At 65.5% G+C, this 19,168-nt stretch carries 20 protein-coding genes; 6 read left to right on the top strand and 14 right to left on the bottom strand.

Going from position 1 to position 19,168, the window contains the following annotated elements:
• Positions 1-146: 146 nt before the first annotated feature.
• Complete coding sequence (locus SARO_RS01515; RefSeq protein ID WP_011443964.1) at positions 147-1,160, top strand: tetratricopeptide repeat protein; 1,014 nt, start codon at positions 147-149, stop codon at positions 1,158-1,160.
• Positions 1,161-1,478: 318 nt separating this feature from the next.
• Positions 1,479-2,180 carry a response regulator transcription factor CtrA gene (gene ctrA, locus SARO_RS01520; RefSeq protein WP_011443965.1) on the top strand — a complete coding sequence of 234 codons (702 nt, stop codon included), beginning with the start codon at positions 1,479-1,481 and terminating at the stop codon, positions 2,178-2,180.
• A gap of 75 nt (positions 2,181-2,255) precedes the next feature.
• On the opposite strand, the gene SARO_RS20060 is transcribed toward ctrA, so the two are convergent.
• Positions 2,256-3,074, bottom strand: coding sequence for a helix-turn-helix domain-containing protein (locus tag SARO_RS20060; protein ID WP_086000185.1), 819 nt, complete (start codon positions 3,072-3,074; stop codon positions 2,256-2,258).
• 111 nt (positions 3,075-3,185) lie between these two features.
• On the opposite strand from SARO_RS20060, the gene SARO_RS01530 reads away from it, so the two are divergent.
• The 3 genes from SARO_RS01530 to SARO_RS01540 all read left to right on the top strand — a co-directional run bounded on the left by SARO_RS01530 (position 3,186) and on the right by SARO_RS01540 (position 6,443).
• A complete protein-coding gene (locus tag SARO_RS01530; protein ID WP_011443967.1) occupies positions 3,186-3,902 on the top strand; it encodes a tRNA (guanine(46)-N(7))-methyltransferase TrmB in 717 nt (238 codons plus the stop codon).
• Positions 3,903-4,031: 129 nt separating this feature from the next.
• Complete coding sequence (locus SARO_RS01535; protein WP_011443968.1) at positions 4,032-5,285, top strand: tyrosine-type recombinase/integrase; 1,254 nt, start codon at positions 4,032-4,034, stop codon at positions 5,283-5,285.
• 261 nt (positions 5,286-5,546) lie between these two features.
• Positions 5,547-6,443, top strand: coding sequence for a LysR family transcriptional regulator (locus SARO_RS01540; RefSeq protein WP_011443969.1), 897 nt, complete (start codon positions 5,547-5,549; stop codon positions 6,441-6,443).
• Here SARO_RS01540 and SARO_RS01545 read toward each other — a convergent pair.
• The 13 genes from SARO_RS01545 to SARO_RS01605 form a co-directional block, all read right to left on the bottom strand.
• Positions 6,431-6,655 carry a DUF2274 domain-containing protein gene (locus SARO_RS01545; protein WP_011443970.1) on the bottom strand — a complete coding sequence of 75 codons (225 nt, stop codon included), beginning with the start codon at positions 6,653-6,655 and terminating at the stop codon, positions 6,431-6,433. The two genes, SARO_RS01540 and SARO_RS01545, sit on opposite strands and share 13 nt — an antisense overlap.
• A complete protein-coding gene (locus tag SARO_RS01550; protein WP_011443971.1) occupies positions 6,652-7,848 on the bottom strand; it encodes a TrbI/VirB10 family protein in 1,197 nt (398 codons plus the stop codon). Before SARO_RS01550 ends, SARO_RS01545 begins: the two co-directional genes overlap by 4 nt.
• The gene (gene trbG, locus SARO_RS01555) at positions 7,845-8,876 is read right to left on the bottom strand and encodes a P-type conjugative transfer protein TrbG (RefSeq protein WP_011443972.1); all 1,032 of its coding nucleotides are present in this window, start codon (positions 8,874-8,876) and stop codon (positions 7,845-7,847) included. Before trbG ends, SARO_RS01550 begins: the two co-directional genes overlap by 4 nt.
• Positions 8,873-9,556, bottom strand: coding sequence for a conjugal transfer protein TrbF (gene trbF / locus SARO_RS01560; protein ID WP_011443973.1), 684 nt, complete (start codon positions 9,554-9,556; stop codon positions 8,873-8,875). The genes trbG and trbF overlap by 4 nt, the downstream gene beginning before the upstream one ends.
• Before the next feature lie 3 nt (positions 9,557-9,559).
• A complete protein-coding gene (gene trbL, locus SARO_RS01565; RefSeq protein ID WP_011443974.1) occupies positions 9,560-10,870 on the bottom strand; it encodes a P-type conjugative transfer protein TrbL in 1,311 nt (436 codons plus the stop codon).
• Position 10,871: 1 nt separating this feature from the next.
• Positions 10,872-11,192: a putative entry exclusion protein TrbK-alt gene (gene trbK-alt / locus SARO_RS01570; protein ID WP_011443975.1), complete on the bottom strand. Its 321-nt coding sequence runs from the start codon at positions 11,190-11,192 to the stop codon at positions 10,872-10,874.
• A 5-nt stretch (positions 11,193-11,197) separates the two neighbouring features.
• The gene (gene trbJ, locus SARO_RS01575; RefSeq protein ID WP_011443976.1) at positions 11,198-11,974 is read right to left on the bottom strand and encodes a P-type conjugative transfer protein TrbJ; all 777 of its coding nucleotides are present in this window, start codon (positions 11,972-11,974) and stop codon (positions 11,198-11,200) included.
• 5 nt (positions 11,975-11,979) lie between these two features.
• Positions 11,980-14,445 carry a conjugal transfer protein TrbE gene (trbE, locus tag SARO_RS01580; RefSeq protein ID WP_011443977.1) on the bottom strand — a complete coding sequence of 822 codons (2,466 nt, stop codon included), beginning with the start codon at positions 14,443-14,445 and terminating at the stop codon, positions 11,980-11,982.
• A 6-nt stretch (positions 14,446-14,451) separates the two neighbouring features.
• On the bottom strand, positions 14,452-14,727 hold the full coding sequence (locus SARO_RS01585; protein ID WP_011443978.1) for a VirB3 family type IV secretion system protein: 276 nt from the start codon (positions 14,725-14,727) through the stop codon (positions 14,452-14,454).
• Positions 14,727-15,065, bottom strand: coding sequence for a TrbC/VirB2 family protein (locus tag SARO_RS01590; protein ID WP_041549913.1), 339 nt, complete (start codon positions 15,063-15,065; stop codon positions 14,727-14,729). Before SARO_RS01590 ends, SARO_RS01585 begins: the two co-directional genes overlap by 1 nt.
• Positions 15,056-16,039 carry a P-type conjugative transfer ATPase TrbB gene (trbB, locus tag SARO_RS01595; RefSeq protein WP_011443980.1) on the bottom strand — a complete coding sequence of 328 codons (984 nt, stop codon included), beginning with the start codon at positions 16,037-16,039 and terminating at the stop codon, positions 15,056-15,058. Before trbB ends, SARO_RS01590 begins: the two co-directional genes overlap by 10 nt.
• A 253-nt stretch (positions 16,040-16,292) precedes the next feature.
• Positions 16,293-16,676 (bottom strand): hypothetical protein, encoded by a 384-nt coding sequence (locus tag SARO_RS01600; RefSeq protein ID WP_011443981.1) that lies wholly within the window; start codon positions 16,674-16,676, stop codon positions 16,293-16,295.
• Positions 16,673-18,658 carry a conjugal transfer protein TraG gene (locus SARO_RS01605; RefSeq protein WP_011443982.1) on the bottom strand — a complete coding sequence of 662 codons (1,986 nt, stop codon included), beginning with the start codon at positions 18,656-18,658 and terminating at the stop codon, positions 16,673-16,675. The genes SARO_RS01600 and SARO_RS01605 overlap by 4 nt, the downstream gene beginning before the upstream one ends.
• A gap of 244 nt (positions 18,659-18,902) precedes the next feature.
• Here SARO_RS01605 and SARO_RS01610 point away from each other — a divergent pair, with 244 nt between their 5' ends.
• Positions 18,903-19,109 (top strand): hypothetical protein, encoded by a 207-nt coding sequence (locus SARO_RS01610; RefSeq protein ID WP_011443983.1) that lies wholly within the window; start codon positions 18,903-18,905, stop codon positions 19,107-19,109.
• Positions 19,110-19,168: the final 59 nt, after the last annotated feature.

Raw genomic sequence — 19,168 nt, forward strand, 5'->3', positions numbered from 1 at the left:
TTTAGCCGATGCGCCGCGCATTGCCACCCGGTATTTGCGGTCCCCGGGCGTCTCCGCATTGTCCTTCAACGGCTTGCAAGCTGCTGGCAGGGCGCGATATGCGGCGCCATTGACGGATGCGGTCTCGTGTCCGACAGGAGTTTGCGATGACCGAGCCCCAGTCCAGTCCGGACCCGAAGCCCAATCCGGAAGCGAGCGCCGAGGCGCAGGGGGCTTCGCGCCTTGGCCGCGCGGCGCTGATCGCCGCCGGCGTGATCGCGCTTGGGGCAGGCGGCTACGCCATGATCGGTCGACACGATTCGCCGCCGCCTCCGGTCGAGCCGCCTCCCGCCGCTCCCAGCCAGCAGCCCTCGGTCGACGACGTGATCGCGAAGCTGGAAAAGAAGCTGGCGGAAAATCCGGATGATGCCGAAGGCTGGCGCATGCTCGGCTGGTCCTATTTCCAGACCGAGCGCTATGCCGAGGCGGCGACCGCACTGAAGAAGGCAACCAAGCTCGATCCCGAACATGCCGAGACCTGGTCGTTCCTGGGCGAGGCGCTGGTCCTTGCCAGCAAGGAAGAAGGCCGCATGCCGCGCGATGCCAAGGCGGCATTCGACAAGGCGATCAAGCTCGATCCCAAGGATGCCCGCGCCCGCTACTTCCAGGCCGTCGCGCTAGACCTTTCGGGCCGGCACCGCCAGGCGATCAACGCCTGGTTCAAGCTTCTCGAGGATACGCCCGCCGACGCACCCTATGCCGAGGACATCCGCGAGGTGATCCGCAACGTGGGCGAACGGCGCAAGATCGATGTCGAGAAGCGTCTCGCCGAAGCGCATTTCGCGGCGCCGGCCAACGGCGTGATCACCGATGGCCCGCACAAGGCGGCGGCGGCCATCCCCGGTCCCACCAGCGCAGAGATGAAGGCGGCGGCCGGCCTGCCCAAGGGGCAGCAGGAAGCCATGATCCGCGGCATGGTCGACGGGCTCGAGGCAAAGCTCGAGAAGAATCCCGCCAATGTCGACGGCTGGATCATGCTCATGCGAAGCCGCATGCAGCTTGGCGAGCCGCGCAAGGCTGCCGAATCGCTGCAGAAGGCCCTTGCCGCGTTCCGCAACGATGGCGCCGCCTCCCGCAAATTGCGCGAAGCGGCATCCAGCATCGGCATTTCCGGCGCCTGATTCGGCAACCTCGGTATTTTTCCACAGGCCGATCGCGTCTCGACCGTTAACCAAGCCGGGCGGGTTTCATGTGTGCCGGGCAGTGCATGATTCATTTCGGGACAGCCTTTGTTTCAGGCGTTTTGTCCCGTTCTGAATCACCTTCGGCCGCTGGACGACTCCTTACCGGGAGGGTCGGTGGTTAACAGGATTGAGTCCGGCCTTTCCGTTTACAACAAATTAACCTTTCATGTTCATTCCTCCTATGGTTAATGGCGGGCAACCCGGATTGAACGCGGGTTAATTGCCACTGGGGACATGGCAAAGAGGGGGCAGTCAATGCGGGTGCTGCTGATTGAAGACGAACCGACCACGGCCAAGGCGATCGAGCTCATGCTCACGACCGAGGGGTTCAACGTCTATTCGACCGATCTCGGGGAAGAAGGCCTCGATCTCGGGAAGCTGTATGATTACGACATCATCCTTCTCGACCTGAACCTGCCGGACATGCACGGCTACGACGTGCTGAAGAAGCTCCGGGTCGCCAAGGTGCAGACGCCGGTGCTGATCCTGTCGGGCATCTCGGAAATGGACAGCAAGGTCCGCTCGTTCGGCTTCGGCGCGGACGACTACGTGACCAAGCCCTTCCACCGCGAAGAACTGATCGCCCGCATCCATGCGGTCGTGCGCCGGTCCAAGGGCCATTCGCAGTCGGTCATCCGCACCGGCAAGCTCTCGGTCAACCTCGATGCCAAGACGGTCGAGGTCGATGGTGCCCGCGTGCACCTGACCGGCAAGGAATACGCGATGCTGGAACTGCTCTCGCTGCGCAAGGGCACCACGCTGACCAAGGAAATGTTCCTCAACCATCTCTATGGCGGGATGGACGAGCCGGAACTCAAGATCATCGACGTGTTCATCTGCAAGCTGCGCAAGAAGCTGGCGCATGCCTGTGGCGGTGAAAACTACATCGAAACCGTCTGGGGCCGTGGCTACGTGCTGCGCGATCCGGACGACATGAGCGCGATCGAAGCGGCCTGACCGCACGCGCTGCAATGCCATCCCTGTGACGGCCCGCCGGAAACGGCGGGCCGTTCTGGTTTCAGCTTCCGCTGATCAACCGACGCGGTTGAAGTAGGTCGTCTCCATCTTGGGCATGGTCTTGTCGGCCCACACGATCGTCTCGGTCATAGAGTTCCCGTCCCTGGCAACGGTGTAGACGCGCGTTGCGACCGGGGTGCCGCTCTTGCCCAAGGTCATCACCAGGGTGTTCGGCGCAGGCTGGCGCAGCGATGCGGTATCGAAGATCGGAATGTTGCCGGAAATCGGCACGGCCACCCCGTCGGCCCTGGCGGTCGAGGTTGCGGTCATCTTGCTGCCATCAGGCGCGACGATATCGACTTGCGTGCTCCACTGCTGATCGGGCGAGACGCTGAAGGCGATCATGACGCTGCGGGGCCGCTCATCAGCCGGGATGCGGCTGGTATCCAGTGACCACTTGCCGACGAGGGGCGATGCGATCGCTGCCGCGGCATGGCTGGATTGCGGCCCATCGGCCTGTTGCGAAGCTGCCGATACCAGCATGAGTCCGGCGGCAAGGGGGAGCAGAGTAAACATGGCGATCGTTCCTTTCGGCCAATGACGCGCCGCCAGTGCGGGCTGTCCATCGGCGTCACCCGACACAGCGGGTGTGGAAAGATCAGTTTTTCTGGGCCAGTTTTCCTGTCCCGCCACCAGCCGCGCCAGTTCGCGGCTGCTGCCTACGCCGGTCTTGCGCCGGGCATCGCGCAAACGTTCGTTGATCGAGGCTTCGCTGCGGTCAAGCAAAGCCGCGATCGACTTGATCGTGTGACCCGCCGTCAACAGGCGCAGGACTTCGAGTTCCTTGTCGGTCAGTTCCGCAATCGCGGGTAAGCCGTGATCGGTTGCAGACATGGCTCTCTGATCACCACAGCAGGCCCGCACCGTCCATCCAATTTTCTTGTACCGGGGCGGCAGGACTGATCGTATTGACCCCTGCGGACCGCCCTGCCAAACGCCCCCGCCATGACAGCCTACAAATCCGGCGATCCGACGACGATCAACCGCCTCTATGGCCGCGCCAAGGGCAAGCCCCTGCGCCAGGGCCAGCAGGCGCTGGTGGACGAACTGCTCCCGCAGATCTCGATGCCCGCCGAGGGGCCGATCACGGCGGAGGCGCTGTTCGGCGAGCCGCGCCCGCTGCACTTCGAGATCGGCTTCGGCGGCGGCGAGCACATGGCGTTCCGCGCCGACATGCTGCCCGACCACGGCTTCATCGGGGCAGAGCCGTTCCTCAACGGCGTCGCGCAGGCTCTCACCCACGTTTCTGGGGACAACGGCCAGCATCCGCCGATCCCCAATGTCCGCATCCACCATGGCGATGCGCTTGAAGTGCTGCGACGCATTCCGGATGGCTCGCTGTCGTTTCTCTACCTCCTCCACCCGGACCCCTGGCCCAAGGCGCGCCATGCCAAGCGCCGCATGATGAACGACGGCCCGGTCGATCTCTTCGCCGCCAAGCTTCGTCCCGGCGGGGAGTTTCGCTTCGGCACCGATCACGCGGTCTACCTGCGCCACGCGCTGATGGTGATGCGCCGGCACAAGCACCAGTTCGAATGGCTGGCGAAGGACGCGAGGGACTTCCAGGTCCGCCCCGGCGGCTGGCCCGAAACCCGCTACGAACACAAGGCGCGCACCGTCTATGGCCACGAGGTGTGGTACTTCCGTTTCAGGCGACGGTGATCTGCGGTTTTTTGGCTGAAAACCTCAGGAAATGGGCCATTTCGCCTACGCCAGCCTAACCGGCGATTTCCTAGTTTTTCCGCTTGCGTGATTGCCAGGTGATTGCCAGAAAGGGACACGAGGTTCCGGATGGCGACAGGAAAAATCAGCAAGCGATCGATCGATGCATTGCGCCCCAATGCATCGAATCAGTTCCTGTGGGACACCGATCTCAAGGGGTTCGGCGCCAAGATCACACCCGCTGGTGCCATTTCCTATGTCCTGCAATTTCGCATGGGCGGACGCGAAGCCAGCACCCGGCGTTATACTATCGGCGCGCATGGGTCGCCGTGGACGCCGACGACTGCCCGCGCGGAGGCAGAGCGCCTGTTGCTGTTGATCGGCCAAGGGGTAGATCCCGTGGATGCCGACAAGCAGCGGAGACGTGAGGCGGTCGATCTTGCCTTTGCCAATTACGCGGAACGATTCGCGCGCTCCTGCAAGGGTGATGGCTGGCGGCGACTGGTTGAGCGCGCGATCCGGCTGTATCTGACACCGGTCCTGGGCAAAAAGGCGCTTCCTGCGATCAACCGGACCGATGTCGTTTCGGTGTTTGACAATATGCCGGCTGACCAGGTTGCCAACCGCCGCAATGTCTTTGCGGTGCTTCGGCGCCTGTTCCGCTGGGCGGTCAGCCGGGGCGACCTCGACAGAAGTCCGATGGAAGGGATGGAAACGCCGCCGCCTGTCAAAGCCCGTGAACGGTGGCTGAGTGATGACGAGTTGCGGCTGATCTGGAACGCCGCTCCGGAGTGTCACCGCTGCTTCGGCCCCATCGTTCGTCTGCTCATTGCGACAGGGCAACGCCGCGAGGAAGTATCCGGCATGCGGTGGTCGGAATTGAGCCGGACCGACAAGCTCTGGACGCTACCGGGTGACAGGACCAAGAACGGCGAACCCAATACCATTCCGCTCAATGACCTTGCCGTCGCAGAGCTGGATGCCGCTGCGGGCGGGGACAAATGGCCGCGCAAGGGACGGGTCTTTGCGACTTCCACCGGTGCTGGCTTCACCGGCTACGCTAAAGGCAAGGACAAGCTTGATCGCCTGATCGAACTGGCGGAGGGCGAACCTCTGCCGCCTTGGCGCCTCCACGATTTGCGGCGCACGCTCGCGACCAATTTTCAGCGCCTCGGGGTGCGGTTCGAAGTCACCGAAGCCGTGTTGAACCACGTAGGCGGCTCGAGGTCCGGAGTGGCCGGAATCTACCAGCGCCACGATTGGAAAGAGGAAAAGCGGCAAGCCCTGGACGACTGGAACAGCCATCTGGAGCAAATCCTGATGCGTCCTTCACCTGGAAACAGGCAGGCTGCTTCGCAAGCAGCTGCGGATTTGGACAAGTAACCCCCGCAGTCCGGCAATGTGTCGCGGTGAGTTGACATTCGCCGCTTCGCTTTGCCCTACCGCGACACGCCTCCGTCTGCGCTGCCGGTAAATTCTGCACGGAATGGGAGTTCCTCCAAAACAGACGCGATACTTTCCTGAGATGGGTGGATCTGGCTCGGACAAATTGTAATAAATCGTTCTCTTCAATCGATTTCTGTTGCGAGTGCCGCAGAATTCGGCCTCATACTGAAAGTATGTAGAAGGGAGTGCTGCACGAGCGTGACCATCGAGATACGCCAGCTCCGGTACGCGCTGATGTCAGCAGATCTACGCAGTTTTTCGGGCGCGGCTTCCAGGCTCAATGTGAAGCAGGCGACGCTCAGTCGCAGTGTCCTGCAACTCGAGGACAGGCTTGGCATCAAACTGTTCGAGCGCACCACCCGCGGCGCGGAACCGACTGAAACCGGAAAGGTCTTTCTCGAGACCGCTCGCCGCATCATTACCGATCTGGAAAATCTCCAGACCACGGCGCGGGCCGTCAGCTACGGCGAGCAAGGCCGCTTCGCCGTAGGGTATTGCTCCTCGCTCATGGCCGGGCACCTAAAGGCCGCCTTCTCCGACTACCTCACCCGGTTTCCCGATGTGCAGTTCGACGGAGTCGAAGGCGATCCGGACAAGCTGTGCAGCGATCTTCGGGCCGGGACGATCGATGTTGCGATCGCGCCGCTCGGCAGCGAAGAACAGGGGATTGCGTCGCGCCCGGTTTGGTCGGAACGGCTGGTCGCGGCCCTCTACCCCGAGCATCCCTTGCTCGAGGCAAGCCGGATTTACTGGGGCGACCTGCGACGCGAGATCTTCGTCGTCCCGCGTAAGGGCATTGGCCAGATGATCCGTAATATGATCACCGCGCGCCTCACCGGGCAGGGCTACCGTCCCAATATCATCACCCAGGAAACCAGCCTCGAAAGCGTGCTGAGCATGGTCCCGGTCGGCCGGTTCATCACCATTGCCACCGAAGCCTCGATGGGTGTCGCATGGCCGGAGCTGCAGTTCCGGGACATCTATGACAATGGCGGCACGGCGCGGATCGACTTCGCACTCTACTGGCGCGAGGACAACGAGAACCCGGCGCTGCAGCGCTTCTTCACGATGATCAACGAGCGTTACCCCGCCTGACCGCGCTTCGCCTTGGCAAAGGCGCGGTCGCTGGTGATGAACCGCTCCAGCATGGGCGGGATCAGGCGCTCAACCGTTGGCGCTCCCGCAGCATCCCCGCCATTGACCGCCGCCGCATAGGCCAGCAGCTCGCGGTGCAGCCGCGCCGGCAGCTCGATGGTCAGCCGCACCGGCTTTTCGTCGGCGATGTCCGATAGCTTCAGGCGCGTCATTGCCCCGCTCCCAGAACGAGGTCGCGCGTCACTAGCACCCGCACCGGAAAGCCCGGACGGATGGTCAGCGTCGGCCGGACGTTGAGTTCGCGGCTGACGATCTGCTCGCCGGCGCGATTGATGCTGTCCTGCGTCCCGCGCCGGAAGGCGCGGGCAAGATTGCCATCATCGCCGGAACCCAGTTCCGCGCCGGCGCCGAGCAGGGTCGAGACCAGCGCCGCCTTGAGCACCCCGCCCCAGTGATAGTCGGTGCCGTCCTGCAGCCCGGCAAAGCCCTGGGTGTCGGAAGCCGGCTGCCGTTCGAGCACGATCGAGCGGCCATCCGGCAGGATCAGCCGGTTCCAGGCAAGCAGGACCCGGTTCTGACCGAAAGCGACATCGGTGTCATAGTCGCCAATCAGCCGCGAGCCCTGCGGGATCAGCAGGATGCGCCCCGTCGGGCTGTCATAGACGTTCTGGGTCACCTGGGCGGTCACCAGCCCCGGCAGGTCCGAACGGATGCCGGTGATCAGGGCTGCCGGGATGACCGAGCCTGCCTGGAGGATGGCAGGGGCGGCCAGCCCCACAAGCCGTTCGCCCGAGACCGTCCGCCGGTCGCTGGTGCGCTCGAGGAAGGCCTGCCGGCGCGCCGCATCCGATGAAGGGGCCGCGCCGGGCGCAACCGCCGGCGCCTCGTCTCCCGCAGGCAGACTGGCCAGACTGCCTGCGGCAGAGCCCGCGCTCCCGCCCCCGAAGAACAGGCGGCTGCCGCGGGCGGCTTCGCGCTCCTGCTCGGCGCGCTGCCGGGCGGCTGCGGCCGCGTCCGCAGCGGGATTGGTCGCGGGTCCCGTCCCGGCCGGTGGCAGTGCGGCCACATCGCCGCGCTGCCGGGCATCGAGGATGGGCTTGCCGAGATCGCCGGGAAGTGGTGGGCCGAGCTTGGGCACCTGACCATAGTCCTTGGGCGCCCCGGCGAGATTGTCGGCCACGGCGACGCCATCGGTGTTGTAGAGTTCTTCGGCGCCTTTTCGGCCCTCGGGCTGGAGGGCATAGATCAGGGCGCCGCCGACCAGCGCACAGGCAGCAGCCGAGGCAAGTCCGATGGCCTTGCGCGACAGACGCATGACGCGCGGTGGATCGCCGCGCAGCTTCACCGCGCTTTCGGGATCGACCAGCGGCTGCTCCCGGCTTTCGGTGTCGACCGCCCCGGTCATGACCGGCCTCGGCGCGCGGTGACGATCCGCACCTTGTCCTGGCCCTTGCGCCCGCCAAGCCGAAGCTCGGCAGCGGCAAAGAGCCGGTCGACAATCATGTAGCGGCCCGAGACGCGGTAATTGACCAGCTCGGCCTCGCCGCGGGCCCCCAGCACGAACAGCGGCGGCAGTTCGCCCTGCGCGACGCTTTCGGGGAACTCGATGAAGACGCGAGTTCCGTCGTCGAAAGCGCGCAGCGGTCGCCAGGCCGGCTTGTCGCCCTCGATCCGGTAGCGGAAATCAAGGCTCGCGAGGTCCATCCCGGCTGCGATCGGCGCCGCGCGCTCCGCTTCGGCGTGGGCCCGGCGCAGCGCGATCAGTTCGTCTTCTGGATAGGTCCAGGAAACAGACGCCATGTAGACGGAAGGATTGGCGCGCAGCTCGAGGTGATAGGTCCGCCGATCGGTGTTGATCACGAGATTGGTGGCGATGTCGGGCCGGGTCGGTTTGACGAGGATGTGGACCTGTTCGGCGGCCCCGGTGCCGCTGACGGTGTCGCCGATCATCCACCGCACGGTATCGCCGGAAGCAACTGGCCCCGCCCCGACCAGACGTTCGCCGGGCTGGAGCGCAATGTCGGTCACCTGTCCGGGCCTGGCATAGACCTGATAGAGTGCGCCCTTGGTGAAGGGGTAGAGCTGGATCGCGTTGATGAACCCGGTGCGATCCGGCTGTACGCGCGCCGCCTCGTTTGCCGCTCCCACCCGGTCGCGCGGAGCGGGGTGACTCCGGGACGGGTGGGAGCGGCCCGCGGCGGGGGGCTCCGCCTGCGGTAAAGATTTGAGCTGGCCGGGAAACGGCAGCGGTACGGGGATGGCCACCACGCTGGAGCGCGAAGAAGGCGCCTGCGGCGTCTCGTTGACCGCCGCAGGCGCGGCAGGCGGGTTCACTGCGGGTTCCCGGGCCTGCAGGGGAATGGCGAGCACGAGGCTCGAGCTGGCAATAGCGAGGGTCAGGGTGCGCGGCGCGCACCGGGTCCGGTTGATCATGATCCGAGTTCCTTCGACCAGTTGATGGCATTGACGAAAATGCCGAGCGGGTTCTTGCGCAGGGCATCAGGCGTGCGCGGAGGCTGGACGACGGTGGTCAGGATCGCGGTCCAGCGGCTTGTCTCGGCGAGACTGCCGTCGCGGTAGCGGCGCTCGACCCAGGCGACGCGGAAGCTGGTCGGCGATGCCCGGATCACGCTGGTGACATCGACGCCGACCTGTTCGCGCCCGATGAGCGCAAAGGGGTCGTTGGTCCGGGCATAGTCGTTGAGGGCGAGCGCGCCCTTGTCGGTCGCGAAATCATAGGCCCTGAGCCAGTTCTGGCGCACGACGATCGGATCGTCGGGGATGCTGCGAACCTGCTCGATGAAGCGCGCGAGGTGGAAGGCGATCTGGGGATCGGACGGTGCAAAACCGGCATCCGCAGGGGCCAGGGCCTGGGCTTCGCCCAATTTGTCGACCTCGACTACCCAGGGGACAATGCTGCCGCGTGCGCCCTGCCAGATGATCCCGGCGGTCAGGCAGGTCGACAGGCCAAGCGCGCCGAAGAAGGCGAGTCGCCAGCTGCGGGCCTGAACGCGGGCCGAGCCGATCCGGTCATCCCAGACCTGGGCGGCGCGCTGGTAGGGCGTTTCGGGTTCGGGAGTCCTGCCATAACGAATGGTGGGGCGTCGGAACATGCGTCAGTCCTTTTCCGATGTGTCGATGGAAGCGCCCGCACCGCTGCTGTCGCCAGCCTTGAGCGTGTGGGCGGCGATGGTGGCGCCTTGCGCGAGGGTCTGCCGGTTCTTCATCGTCCGGGCCCAGGCCGGCTGACCGGCCTCGGCAGTGGGCGGAGCCGGGGTGTCGGGACCCGGCGTGATGGTGCCGCCGGTGTTGGTGATCGCGGACCGCCCGCCCTCACGGAACGATTGCTGGAGGCCTTCGCCGGCCTTGCGCAGCGGCGAGACGGTGGCGCCCAGCGCCGCGTCTCCGACAGCCGCCGCGCCAGAACCGATAGCGGCAGCGCCGCTCTTCCCGGCAGAACCCATAGCATAGGCAGTCGTGGCGCCGCCGGCGGCACGAGAGGTGCCGTGGGCAACGCTGGAGGCGGCGCTGGCTACTGCGCCGCCGGCAAGCTTTGCTCCGGCAACCGCGCCAGCAGCGGCCCCACCCGCCATGAGTGCGGTTCCTGCGGCGGCACCAGCCCCCAGCTGCGGGCCTCCGGCGACAATGCCGTTGGCAATGCCGGGTCCGAAAATGCCGAGCCCGAGCAGGGTCAGGCTCGCCAGCACGATCGAGAGTGCATCCTCGATGGTTGGCTCGGCCGGAATGGCGCTGGTGAATTCCGAAAAGATGGTCGAGCCGATGCCGACGATGACCGCCAGCACGAGCACCTTGATCCCGCTCGAGACCACGTTGCCGAGCACGCGCTCGGCCATGAAGGCGGTCTTGCCGAACAGGCCGAAGGGAATGAGGACGAAGCCCGCGAGCGTGGTCAGCTTGAACTCGATCAGGGTGACGAACAGCTGGATCGAGAGAATGAAGAAGGCGATCACGACCAGCGCCCAGGCGACGAGCAAGATGACGATCTGCAGGAAGTTCTCGAAGAAGCTGACGAAGCCCATGAGGTCCGAGATCGCCTCGATCAGGGGCCGTGCGGCATCGAGCCCGACCTGGGCGACACGGCCGGGCTGGAGCAACTCGCCTGCCGAAAAGCCGGTGCCGCTGGCCTTGAGGCCGAGCCCGGCAAAGCTCTCGAAGACAATCCGGGCGAGGTTGTTCCAGTTGCCGATGATGTAGGCGAAGATCCCCACAAACAGGGTCTTCTTGACCAGGCGGGCGATGACGTCGTCCTGTTCGCCCCAGGTCCAAAACAGGGCGGCAAGCGTCACATCGATGACGATCAGCGTGGTCGCGATGAAAGCGACCTCGCCCGACAGCAGGCCGAACCCGGAATCGATGTAGCGTGAGAAGATGTCGAGGAAGCGGTCGACGACGCCGGTGCCACCCATGTCACTGGTCCTGTGCTGGCGGTTGGTGAAGGTGCGGCGGCTCGGCTTGCGTCGCCGTTGATTGCTCCCCGTCTTCGATCCCGAGGAAGCGCCGCCGCTTCTCGGCCCAGGCCGCGCGGCAATCGGGTGACGACAGCGCGAGCTCGCCCATGGCGGCGCAAGCCTTGAGCTGCGTGGGCAGCGGATCGCCGTCCGGCTCCCAGACGGTGACCATCTCGGGCAGAGGGACCTCTCGCTCTTCGCGCAGGGTCAGCACGGTCATGGTCAGCGCGACAGCGACAAAGGCCCCGGCTGCGATCCGCGCGAAGAGCTTGGTATCCATGGCATTCAGTCCCGATAGAGCTTCGTGCTCACCGGCACGTAGCCGCGGCCCGGCGCCATGAAGCGGCGCAGCTGCTCGCGGGCCTGGGCCTTGGCGGCAGCTTCATTGGCAGCATCGAGCGCCTGGGCCCGGTTCATGGCCGCCATGGTCGCGATGAGATCGGCCAGCTGCTGCGATTGCAGCGCGAGCAGCTGGTTTCCGGCTTGCGCCGCCTGAAGCGCGCCGGTGGCCGACTGGCTGGCGGTGACCAGGCTCTGCACGGCGGTGCGGGAGCCTTCGATGTTCTGGACGGCTCCGGCCTGGACCTTGAGCGCATCTTCGAAGGCCCCGACGCTGGTGCGCCAGCGGTCCTCCGCGCCGCGAACCATGTCGCGCTGCGAACCGGTCAGGCTGGCCGGCGAATAGTTGCGGGCGAACTCGCGCTCGATCGCCTGCACGTCATAGGCAATTCCCTGGGCCTTGCTCAGCAGTTGCTGGGTCTGCCGGATCTGCTGCTGGATCGGCTCGAGCACGGTTAGCGGCAGACTTTGCAGATTGCGCGCCTCGTTGATCAGCGACGTCGCCTGGTTTTGCAATGAACGGATCTGATTGTTGATCTGCTCGAGCGTGCGGGCCGCCGTCAGCACGTTCTGGGCGTAGTTGGTGGGATCGTAGACGATCCCGCCGAACCCGAACTGGGCATGGGCCGGGGCGGGCGCGATCACGGCTGCACCCAGCGACAGCACAGCTGCGCCTGCCGCGAGGATCGGCCGGAGGCCCGGGGGTTTGAGCGGCGATTTCATGGGCACTACTCCTTGGGTTGGCCCGCAGCTTGATCGCTGCGGGTTGGGGGAACAGGATCGGGGGGAAGCATGTCGGCAGCCCAGGCGAGACCGCGATGCCTGAGCCAGGCGCGGGCAAAGCCTCCGGTGCCATGGGTCTCGGTCAGTTCGCTGATCGCCAGCTGGTCGGTCTTCGAGGAGGCGGCGGCAAAGGCGAGTGCAACCTCGCCGAGGCCCAGTTCGAACAGGCGGTTGCCGCGGGCCGACTGGCAGTAATAGTCGCGCTTGGGGGCCGCGCGGGCGATGATCTCGATTTGCCGGTCGTTGAGGCCGAAGCGGCGATAGACCGACAGGATCTGCGGTTCGATCGCCCGTTCGTTGGGCAGGAAGATGCGGGTGGGGCAGCTTTCGATGATAGCGGGCGCGATGGCCGAGGTTTCGATGTCGGCAAGGCTCTGGGTCGCAAAGACGACGCTCGCGTTCTTCTTGCGCAGCGTTTTCAGCCACTCGCGCAGCTGGGCGGCAAAGGCTGGGCTGTCGAGCACCAGCCAGCCCTCGTCGATGATGATGAGGGTCGGCGAGCCATCAAGGCGGCCTTCGATGCGGTGAAAAAGGTAGGAGAGCACGGCAGGCGCGGCGGCCGAACCGGTCAGCCCTTCGGTTTCGAAAGCCTGGAACTTGCCTGCGCCCAGCTGTTCGGCCTCGGCATCGAGGAGCCGCCCGAAGGGCCCGCCGATGCAATAGGGCGCGAGCGCCTGCTTCAGGGCCTGCGACTGGAGCAGCACGGCAAGACCGGTGAGCGTGCGCTCGGCAACCAGCGCGGTCGAGAGCGAGGTCAGGGCCGACCAGAGATGCTCCTTGGTCGCCGGATCGACGGTTACGCCCTCGCCGGTCAGGACCGCCTGGAGCCATTCCGCCGCCCAGTTGCGCTCGGCAGGCTCGTCGATCCGCGCAAGGGGCTGGAGCATGACAGCACCAGCGCCATCACCTGCCAGGCTCGTTCCGAGATCCTGCCAGTCGCCGCCGCAGGCGAGCGCTGCCGCCCGGATCGAGCCCCCGAAATCGAAAGCGAAAATCTGCGCGCGATCATAGCGCCGGAACTGCAGCGCCATCAGCGCGAGCAGCACCGATTTGCCCGCTCCGGTCGGTCCGACGATCAGCGTATGGCCGACATCGCCAACATGGAGTGCAAAGCGGAACGGGGTCGAGCCTTCGGTGCGGGCATAAAACAGCGGCGGCGCCCTGAAATGGGCGTCCCATTCCGGCCCGGCCCAGACCGCCGAGAGCGGGATCATGTGGGCGAGGTTCAGGGTCGAGATCGGAGGCTGGCGGACATTGGCGTAGACATGGCCGGGCAGCGAGCCGAGCCAGGCCTCGAGCGCGTTCATGCCCTCGACGATCACGGTAAAATCGCGGCCCTGGATAACCTTCTCGACGAGGCGGAGCTTTTCCGCCGCCATGGCGGCATCTTCGTCCCAGACGGTGACCGTGGCCGTGACATAGGCCATGCCCTGAAGGTCCGAGCCCAGTTCCTGCAGTGCCGCATCGGCATCGGCGGCCTTGTTCGAAGCGTCGCTGTCGAGCAGCGCCGAGGCCTCGTTGGTCATGACCTCCTTGAGGATCGCGGCGACCGACTTGCGCTTGGCGAACCACTGGCGGCGGATCTTGCCCAGCAGTTTCGCCGCGTCGGTCTTGTCGAGCATGATCGCCCGAGTCGACCAGCGGTAAGCGAAGCCCTGCGAGTTGAGCTCGTCGAGGATGCCCGGGAACGTCGCACTCGGAAAGCCAACCACGGTCAGGGTGCGCAGATGGGCGCGGCCCAGCCTGGGTTCGAGCCCTCCGGTCAGCGGTTCGTCGGCCAGCAGCGCATCGAGATGCATCGGCGTCTCGGGGACGCGCACCCGATGATTGCGGGTCGAGATGCAGCTGTGGAGGTATGTCAGCGTCTCACTGTCGTCGAGCCAGGCGGCTTCGGGCACGAAGCCTTCGATGAGGCGCAGCAACCGGTCGGTGCGGTCGCTGAACAGCTCGAGCAGTTCACGCGCCTGCACGCCCTGGTGGGCCTTGCCTTCATAGAGCCAGCTCTCGGCCCGCGCGGCATCCTCGGCGGGAGGCATCCAGACGAGGGTCAGATAATAGGCGCTCTCGAAATGGGCACCTTCTTCGGCGAACTGGGCTGCGCGCTCGCGCTCGACGAGGGCCGAGGCCGCGTCGGGGAAGTCGCTTTCCGGGTAGTCATGCGCCGGGCGGCGCACGGCTTCGACGAAGATCGCCCAGCCCGACCCGAGGCGGCGCAGCGCGCTGTTGAGGCGCGCGGTGGTGGCGATCAGCTCAGCCGGCGTGGCACTGTCTAGATCCGGCCCCCGGAAGCGGGCTGAGCGCTGGAAGCTGCCGTCCTTGTTGAGCACCACGCCGGGCGCGACCAGCGCGGCCCAGGGCAGGAAGTCGGCAAGTCGGTCAGCCTTGTTCCGGTATTCGCGCAAGCTGAACATGGCTCTTCACACCCTCAGGTAGTTGGGGAAGCGCAGATGCCGCCGCGCGACATCGACGAATTGCGGATCGCGCCGGGCCGCCCAGACCGCGACCATGTGGCCAAGCGTGAAGAGCACGAGCCCTGCGATCCACAGTCGCAGGCCAAGCCCGATGGCTCCGGCCAGCGTCGCATTGGCGATCGCCAGGCCGCGCGGCGCGCCGCCCAGCAGGATGTGCTCGGTCAGCGCCCGGTGGACGGGCACGGCGTAACCCAGCGGCAGTCCGGACGGCGCGCCCTCCATCAGACCAGCGCTCCGCCGCCGAACGAGAAGAAGGAGAGGAAGAAGGACGAGGCCGCAAAGGCAATCGACAGGCCGAAGACGATCTGGATCAGGCGCCGGAAGCCGCCAGAGGTGTCACCGAAGGCGAGTGCAAGACCGGTGGCGATGATGATGATCACCGCGACGATCTTGGCGACCGGGCCCTGGATCGATTCGAGGATCGACTGGAGCGGGGCTTCCCACGGCATCGACGAGCCGGCGGCATGTGCCGGCATGACCGTGACCAGCGCAGCGACAGCGGCAAGCACGAGGGCGGACGCGCCATTGCGGGCGCGGGCAAGGGTTTGGGTCACGGGCATTCTCCTTCGGTTGCAGGGACAAGGGGGACGAGGCGGTAGTCACCGGCGGCATCGAGGCCTTCGATGCGGACCAGCTCGGACAGGCGCCGACCGGTGCCGTCGCGGACGAGCACGGCGATGACATCAATCGTCTCGGCAATGAGGGCGCGCGGCACCGTGACCACGCTTTCCTGGATCAGCTGCTCGAGCCGCCGCAGCGTGCCGAGCGCAGAGCCTGCATGGATCGTTCCGACCCCGCCGGGATGCCCGGTGCCCCAGGCCTTGAGGAGATCGAGCGCCTCGGCGCCGCGTACCTCGCCGATGGGGATCCGGTCAGGGCGCAGGCGCAGGGCCGAACGCACCAGATCGGCAAGCGAGGCCACGCCATCCTTGGTGCGCAGCGCCACCAGATTGGGCGCGGCACATTGCAGCTCGCGCGTATCCTCGATCAGCACCACCCGGTCGCCGGTCCGGGCGACCTCGGCGAGGAGAGCATTGGTCAGCGTCGTCTTGCCGGTCGACGTCCCGCCCGCGACGAGGATATTGGCCCGCGCCGCGACCGCGGCAGCAAGAGCATCGGCGGATGCCGCCGGCATGATCCCGGCCGCGACATAGTCTGCCAGTGTGAACACCGCGCCGGCCGGCTTGCGGATCGCGAAGCTGGGCGCTGCCACCACCGGCGGCAACAGCCCCTCGAATCGCTCCCCCGTCCCGGGCAATTCCGCCGAGACCCGCGGCGCGCCTGAGTGCACCTCGGCGCCCACATGATGCGCGACAAGGCGGATGATCCGCTCGCCATCGGCGGCGGACAGCACCGCGCCCGTATCGGCAATCCCAAGCCCGAGCCGGTCGACCCAGAGCCGTCCGTCAGGATTGAGCATGACTTCGATGACCGCCTGATCTTCCAGCCAGGCCCCGATCTCGGGCCCGAGCGCCGTGCGGAGCATGCGCGCACCGCGCGTTGCTGCCTCGGACCGGATCGGAATGACGCTCATCGCTGCCTCGCAATTGCGCGCACCGACAACCGGCCCGCGTGACGAGGCGGATCAAAAGGGCATCAGATCACGGCAGGGCAACAAGCTTTTGACGCGAGCAAAGCGCAGCGTGCCCATAGAAACACTGGCGTAAGCGGCAATGAGAGAGCCAGGGCGTTCGGCCCGTCGTCCTAATTCAGATTCCGGGCCTGTTTCTGACATTAGACGCCGCATATGTCAGAAACATCCTGGCCTATGGGCAGGGCCGCAACCTTCAGCGCGCCAGGCGCTGCTCGCTCTCCATCCGCCGCGCGAGGGCTGAGACGAAAGCCGTAAACCGCTCCTGGGCCTGTGCTTGCGCGGCCGGGAGCTGGCTGTCCGGCAAAGCCGGATTCGAGATGAGCCAGGTCCGCACGAACAGGGCTATGGCCTCGTTGCCGACCTCGACATGGTAGTCGAGCTTGTCCAGTTGCCGCGAAATCCGATCCAGACGGCGGCTGAAGGCGGCTTCCATGCGTTCGGAACTGTCTGGCGACAGGAACGATGTCAGCGCCGCTTCGACGACGGCAGCCTGCGAAACCCGCTTGCGCGACGCGTAGTCAGCCAACTGGTCGGCAAGCTCAGGCGGCAGGCGGAAGGTGTGGCGGGTGCGCTTCACAGTTCGATCCCGTCGCCAGGGTCAAGCGCCGCCTGCCGGGCAACGGTCCAAATGCGGTCAGCTTGCTGCCGGCTCTGCGCCAGGTCTTCCTCGATCATCGGTTCCTCAAACTCGAATTCGCTGACCAGGCGCGGGGGGAGGACGATCTCCTCATGCTCCGGCAGTTCCGGCTCCCGCCTGATACCGCCATTGTCCGCGTCACAATCGTCGTCGTCCGTCGGTGACCGGTGCCTCTGTGCTGTTGGCGACTGGACAATCATATCCGCCCAGGCACCGGCATTTGCGATATTCGGTTGGGCCTTACGACATTCCGGTGGCGGCAGAATGCGGGCGCTTAGTCGTCGATCCTTGAAATAGCGCGCCTTCTTCGCCCGGATCGGATGCAGCCCGGCCAGCATCACGATCTCGTCATCCGGCGGTAGCTGCATGATCTCGCCCGGCGTCAACAAGGCCCGGGCCGTTTCGGAGCGCGACACCATCAGGTGGCCAAGCCAGGGCGACAGGCGGTGCCCGGCGTAGTTCTTCATCGCCCGCAGTTCCGTGGCCGTGCCCAGCGAGTCCGAAACCCGCTTGGCGGTGCGCTCGTCGTTCGTAGCGAAGCAAACCCGGACATGGCAATTGTCGAGGATGGCATTGTTCTGGCCATAGGCCTTCTCGATCTGGTTCAGCGACTGGGCGATCAGAAAAGCCTTGAGGCCATAGCCCGCCATGAAGGCCAGCGCGCTCTCGAAGAAATCGAGCCGTCCCAGCGCGGGGAACTCGTCCAGCATCAGCAGGACGCGGTGCCGCTTGCTGTCGGCCTCAAGTTCTTCGGTCAGGCGCCGCCCGACCTGATTGAGGATCAGACGGATAAGCGGCTTGGTCCGGCTGATGTCGGACGGTGGCACCACGAGGTAGAGAGTCGCCGGCTGCTTACCCGACACCAGGTCCATGATCCGCCAATCGCATTGCCGGGTGACCTCCGCGATAACCGGGTCGCGGTAGAGGCCAAGAAACGACATGGCCGTCGACAGAACGCCGGATCGCTCGTTCTCGGACTTGTTGAGCAGTTCGCGGGCAGCGCTGGCGACAACCGGATGAACACCGGCTTTTCCCAGATGCGGCGTTGCCATCATGGCAGTCAGCGTCGCCTCGATGGTGCGGCGGGGGTCCGATAGGAAGGCTGCCACGCCGGCCAGGGTCTTGTCCGGTTCGGCATAGAGCACATGCAGGATCGCGCCGACGAGCAGGGAGTGGCTGGTCTTTTCCCAGTGATTGCGGCGTTCGAGCGAACCTTCGGGATCGACCAGGACGTCTGCGATGTTCTGAACGTCTCGGACCTCGGCCACACCGCGCCGGACTTCCAGCAAAGGATTGTAGGCCGCCGAATTGGCGTTTGTGGGATCGAACAGCAACACCCGGCTGAACGTCGAGCGGAAACCGGCAGTGAGGTTCCAATTCTCGCCCTTGATGTCGTGGATGATGGCCGAGGCCGGCCAGGTCAGCAGGGTCGGGATGACAAGCCCGACGCCCTTGCCGCTGCGGGTCGGCGCGAAGCAGAGAACGTGCTCCGGACCGTCATGTCGCAGATAGCTGTGTTCGTAATGGCCAAGGACAGCGCCATGGTCACCCAGCAGCCCGGCGGCAGCAACCTCGGCCCGATCTGCCCATCGCGCGGAGCCAAAGGTCTCGGTCCGTTTCAATTCGCGCGCGCGCCAGACGGACATGGCGATCGCGGCAGCTACGGCAACCAATCCGCTGGCAGCAGCAATCAGTCCGCCGGTTTCGAAGATCTGCGGGGCATAGGCTTCGAAACTGAACCACCACCAGAAAATCGCAGGCGGCGGATATACCGGACGACCGAAGGCGTAGCCGATTGGTTCCCCCAATTCGGGCTGATACCCGAGGGCCGCAGCCGTCCATTGGGTCGCTCCCCAGACGCCCAAGACCACGATAAACAGCACGACTGCGATTTGACCCCAGAGAATACGTGTTGCCGACATATTTCCGCTCCTTCGGGGGAACGCTGCGGAGCCGTACCTGGCTGTTCAAGGCAGACTAGTTGGGGGGCGCAGAGTGGCGAACTGAAAGAAGGGCCCGGCAGTTCACCTGCCGGTCCGTCGTGATACGCAATCGCGGACGGGTAAGCCTATATCCGCTCGGATCACCAGCGGTGGGGGCTCAGCCTGTCGATAGCTCTGGCGAGAAGCTGGACAAATCAGCGACCTCATCGGTAGCCGCCGCCGAATGAGCATCATCGCGACAATCATGAACACGACCACCGGTCGGCCCATCCAGAAGATGAAGTTTACCCGCATGCCGAAACCTTGGATCAGCTTCAATCTTGAAACTGGCGAACTCGTCACGGCAGAGCGCATCGACGTGGGCAAGCCCGCGCCCGGTAAGTTCGTAGCACCCGTTGATATCTGGGTGACCCTGAAACCGAAGGGCTAAGCGAGAGCAGCGGCAACTGCCCTGCCAAAGCTGAACTAGCCAGCAAATCGGTCGGATAG

It is taken from the genome of Novosphingobium aromaticivorans DSM 12444, from assembly GCF_000013325.1.
GTDB lineage: Bacteria > Pseudomonadota > Alphaproteobacteria > Sphingomonadales > Sphingomonadaceae > Novosphingobium > Novosphingobium aromaticivorans.

Excerpts from the sequence above, each read along its gene's own strand:
- SARO_RS01585 (WP_011443978.1), bottom strand. The coding sequence starts at position 14,727 with ATGGAGGGCGCGCCGTCCGGACTGCCGCTGGGTTACGCCGTGCCCGTC.
- trbK-alt (WP_011443975.1), bottom strand. The coding sequence starts at position 11,192 with ATGGATACCAAGCTCTTCGCGCGGATCGCAGCCGGGGCCTTTGTCGCT.
- trbE (WP_011443977.1), bottom strand. The coding sequence starts at position 14,445 with ATGTTCAGCTTGCGCGAATACCGGAACAAGGCTGACCGACTTGCCGAC.
- trbJ (WP_011443976.1), bottom strand. The coding sequence starts at position 11,974 with ATGAAATCGCCGCTCAAACCCCCGGGCCTCCGGCCGATCCTCGCGGCA.
- trbL (WP_011443974.1), bottom strand. The coding sequence starts at position 10,870 with ATGGGTGGCACCGGCGTCGTCGACCGCTTCCTCGACATCTTCTCACGC.
- SARO_RS01590 (WP_041549913.1), bottom strand. The coding sequence starts at position 15,065 with ATGCCCGTGACCCAAACCCTTGCCCGCGCCCGCAATGGCGCGTCCGCC.
- SARO_RS01530 (WP_011443967.1), top strand. The coding sequence starts at position 3,186 with ATGACAGCCTACAAATCCGGCGATCCGACGACGATCAACCGCCTCTAT.
- SARO_RS01535 (WP_011443968.1), top strand. The coding sequence starts at position 4,032 with ATGGCGACAGGAAAAATCAGCAAGCGATCGATCGATGCATTGCGCCCC.
- trbB (WP_011443980.1), bottom strand. The coding sequence starts at position 16,039 with ATGAGCGTCATTCCGATCCGGTCCGAGGCAGCAACGCGCGGTGCGCGC.
- trbF (WP_011443973.1), bottom strand. The coding sequence starts at position 9,556 with ATGTTCCGACGCCCCACCATTCGTTATGGCAGGACTCCCGAACCCGAA.
- SARO_RS01550 (WP_011443971.1), bottom strand. The coding sequence starts at position 7,848 with ATGACCGGGGCGGTCGACACCGAAAGCCGGGAGCAGCCGCTGGTCGAT.
- SARO_RS01605 (WP_011443982.1), bottom strand. The coding sequence starts at position 18,658 with ATGTCGGCAACACGTATTCTCTGGGGTCAAATCGCAGTCGTGCTGTTT.
- SARO_RS20060 (WP_086000185.1), bottom strand. The coding sequence starts at position 3,074 with ATGTCTGCAACCGATCACGGCTTACCCGCGATTGCGGAACTGACCGAC.
- ctrA (WP_011443965.1), top strand. The coding sequence starts at position 1,479 with ATGCGGGTGCTGCTGATTGAAGACGAACCGACCACGGCCAAGGCGATC.
- trbG (WP_011443972.1), bottom strand. The coding sequence starts at position 8,876 with ATGATCAACCGGACCCGGTGCGCGCCGCGCACCCTGACCCTCGCTATT.
- SARO_RS01515 (WP_011443964.1), top strand. The coding sequence starts at position 147 with ATGACCGAGCCCCAGTCCAGTCCGGACCCGAAGCCCAATCCGGAAGCG.
- SARO_RS01610 (WP_011443983.1), top strand. The coding sequence starts at position 18,903 with ATGAGCATCATCGCGACAATCATGAACACGACCACCGGTCGGCCCATC.
- SARO_RS01545 (WP_011443970.1), bottom strand. The coding sequence starts at position 6,655 with ATGACGCGCCTGAAGCTATCGGACATCGCCGACGAAAAGCCGGTGCGG.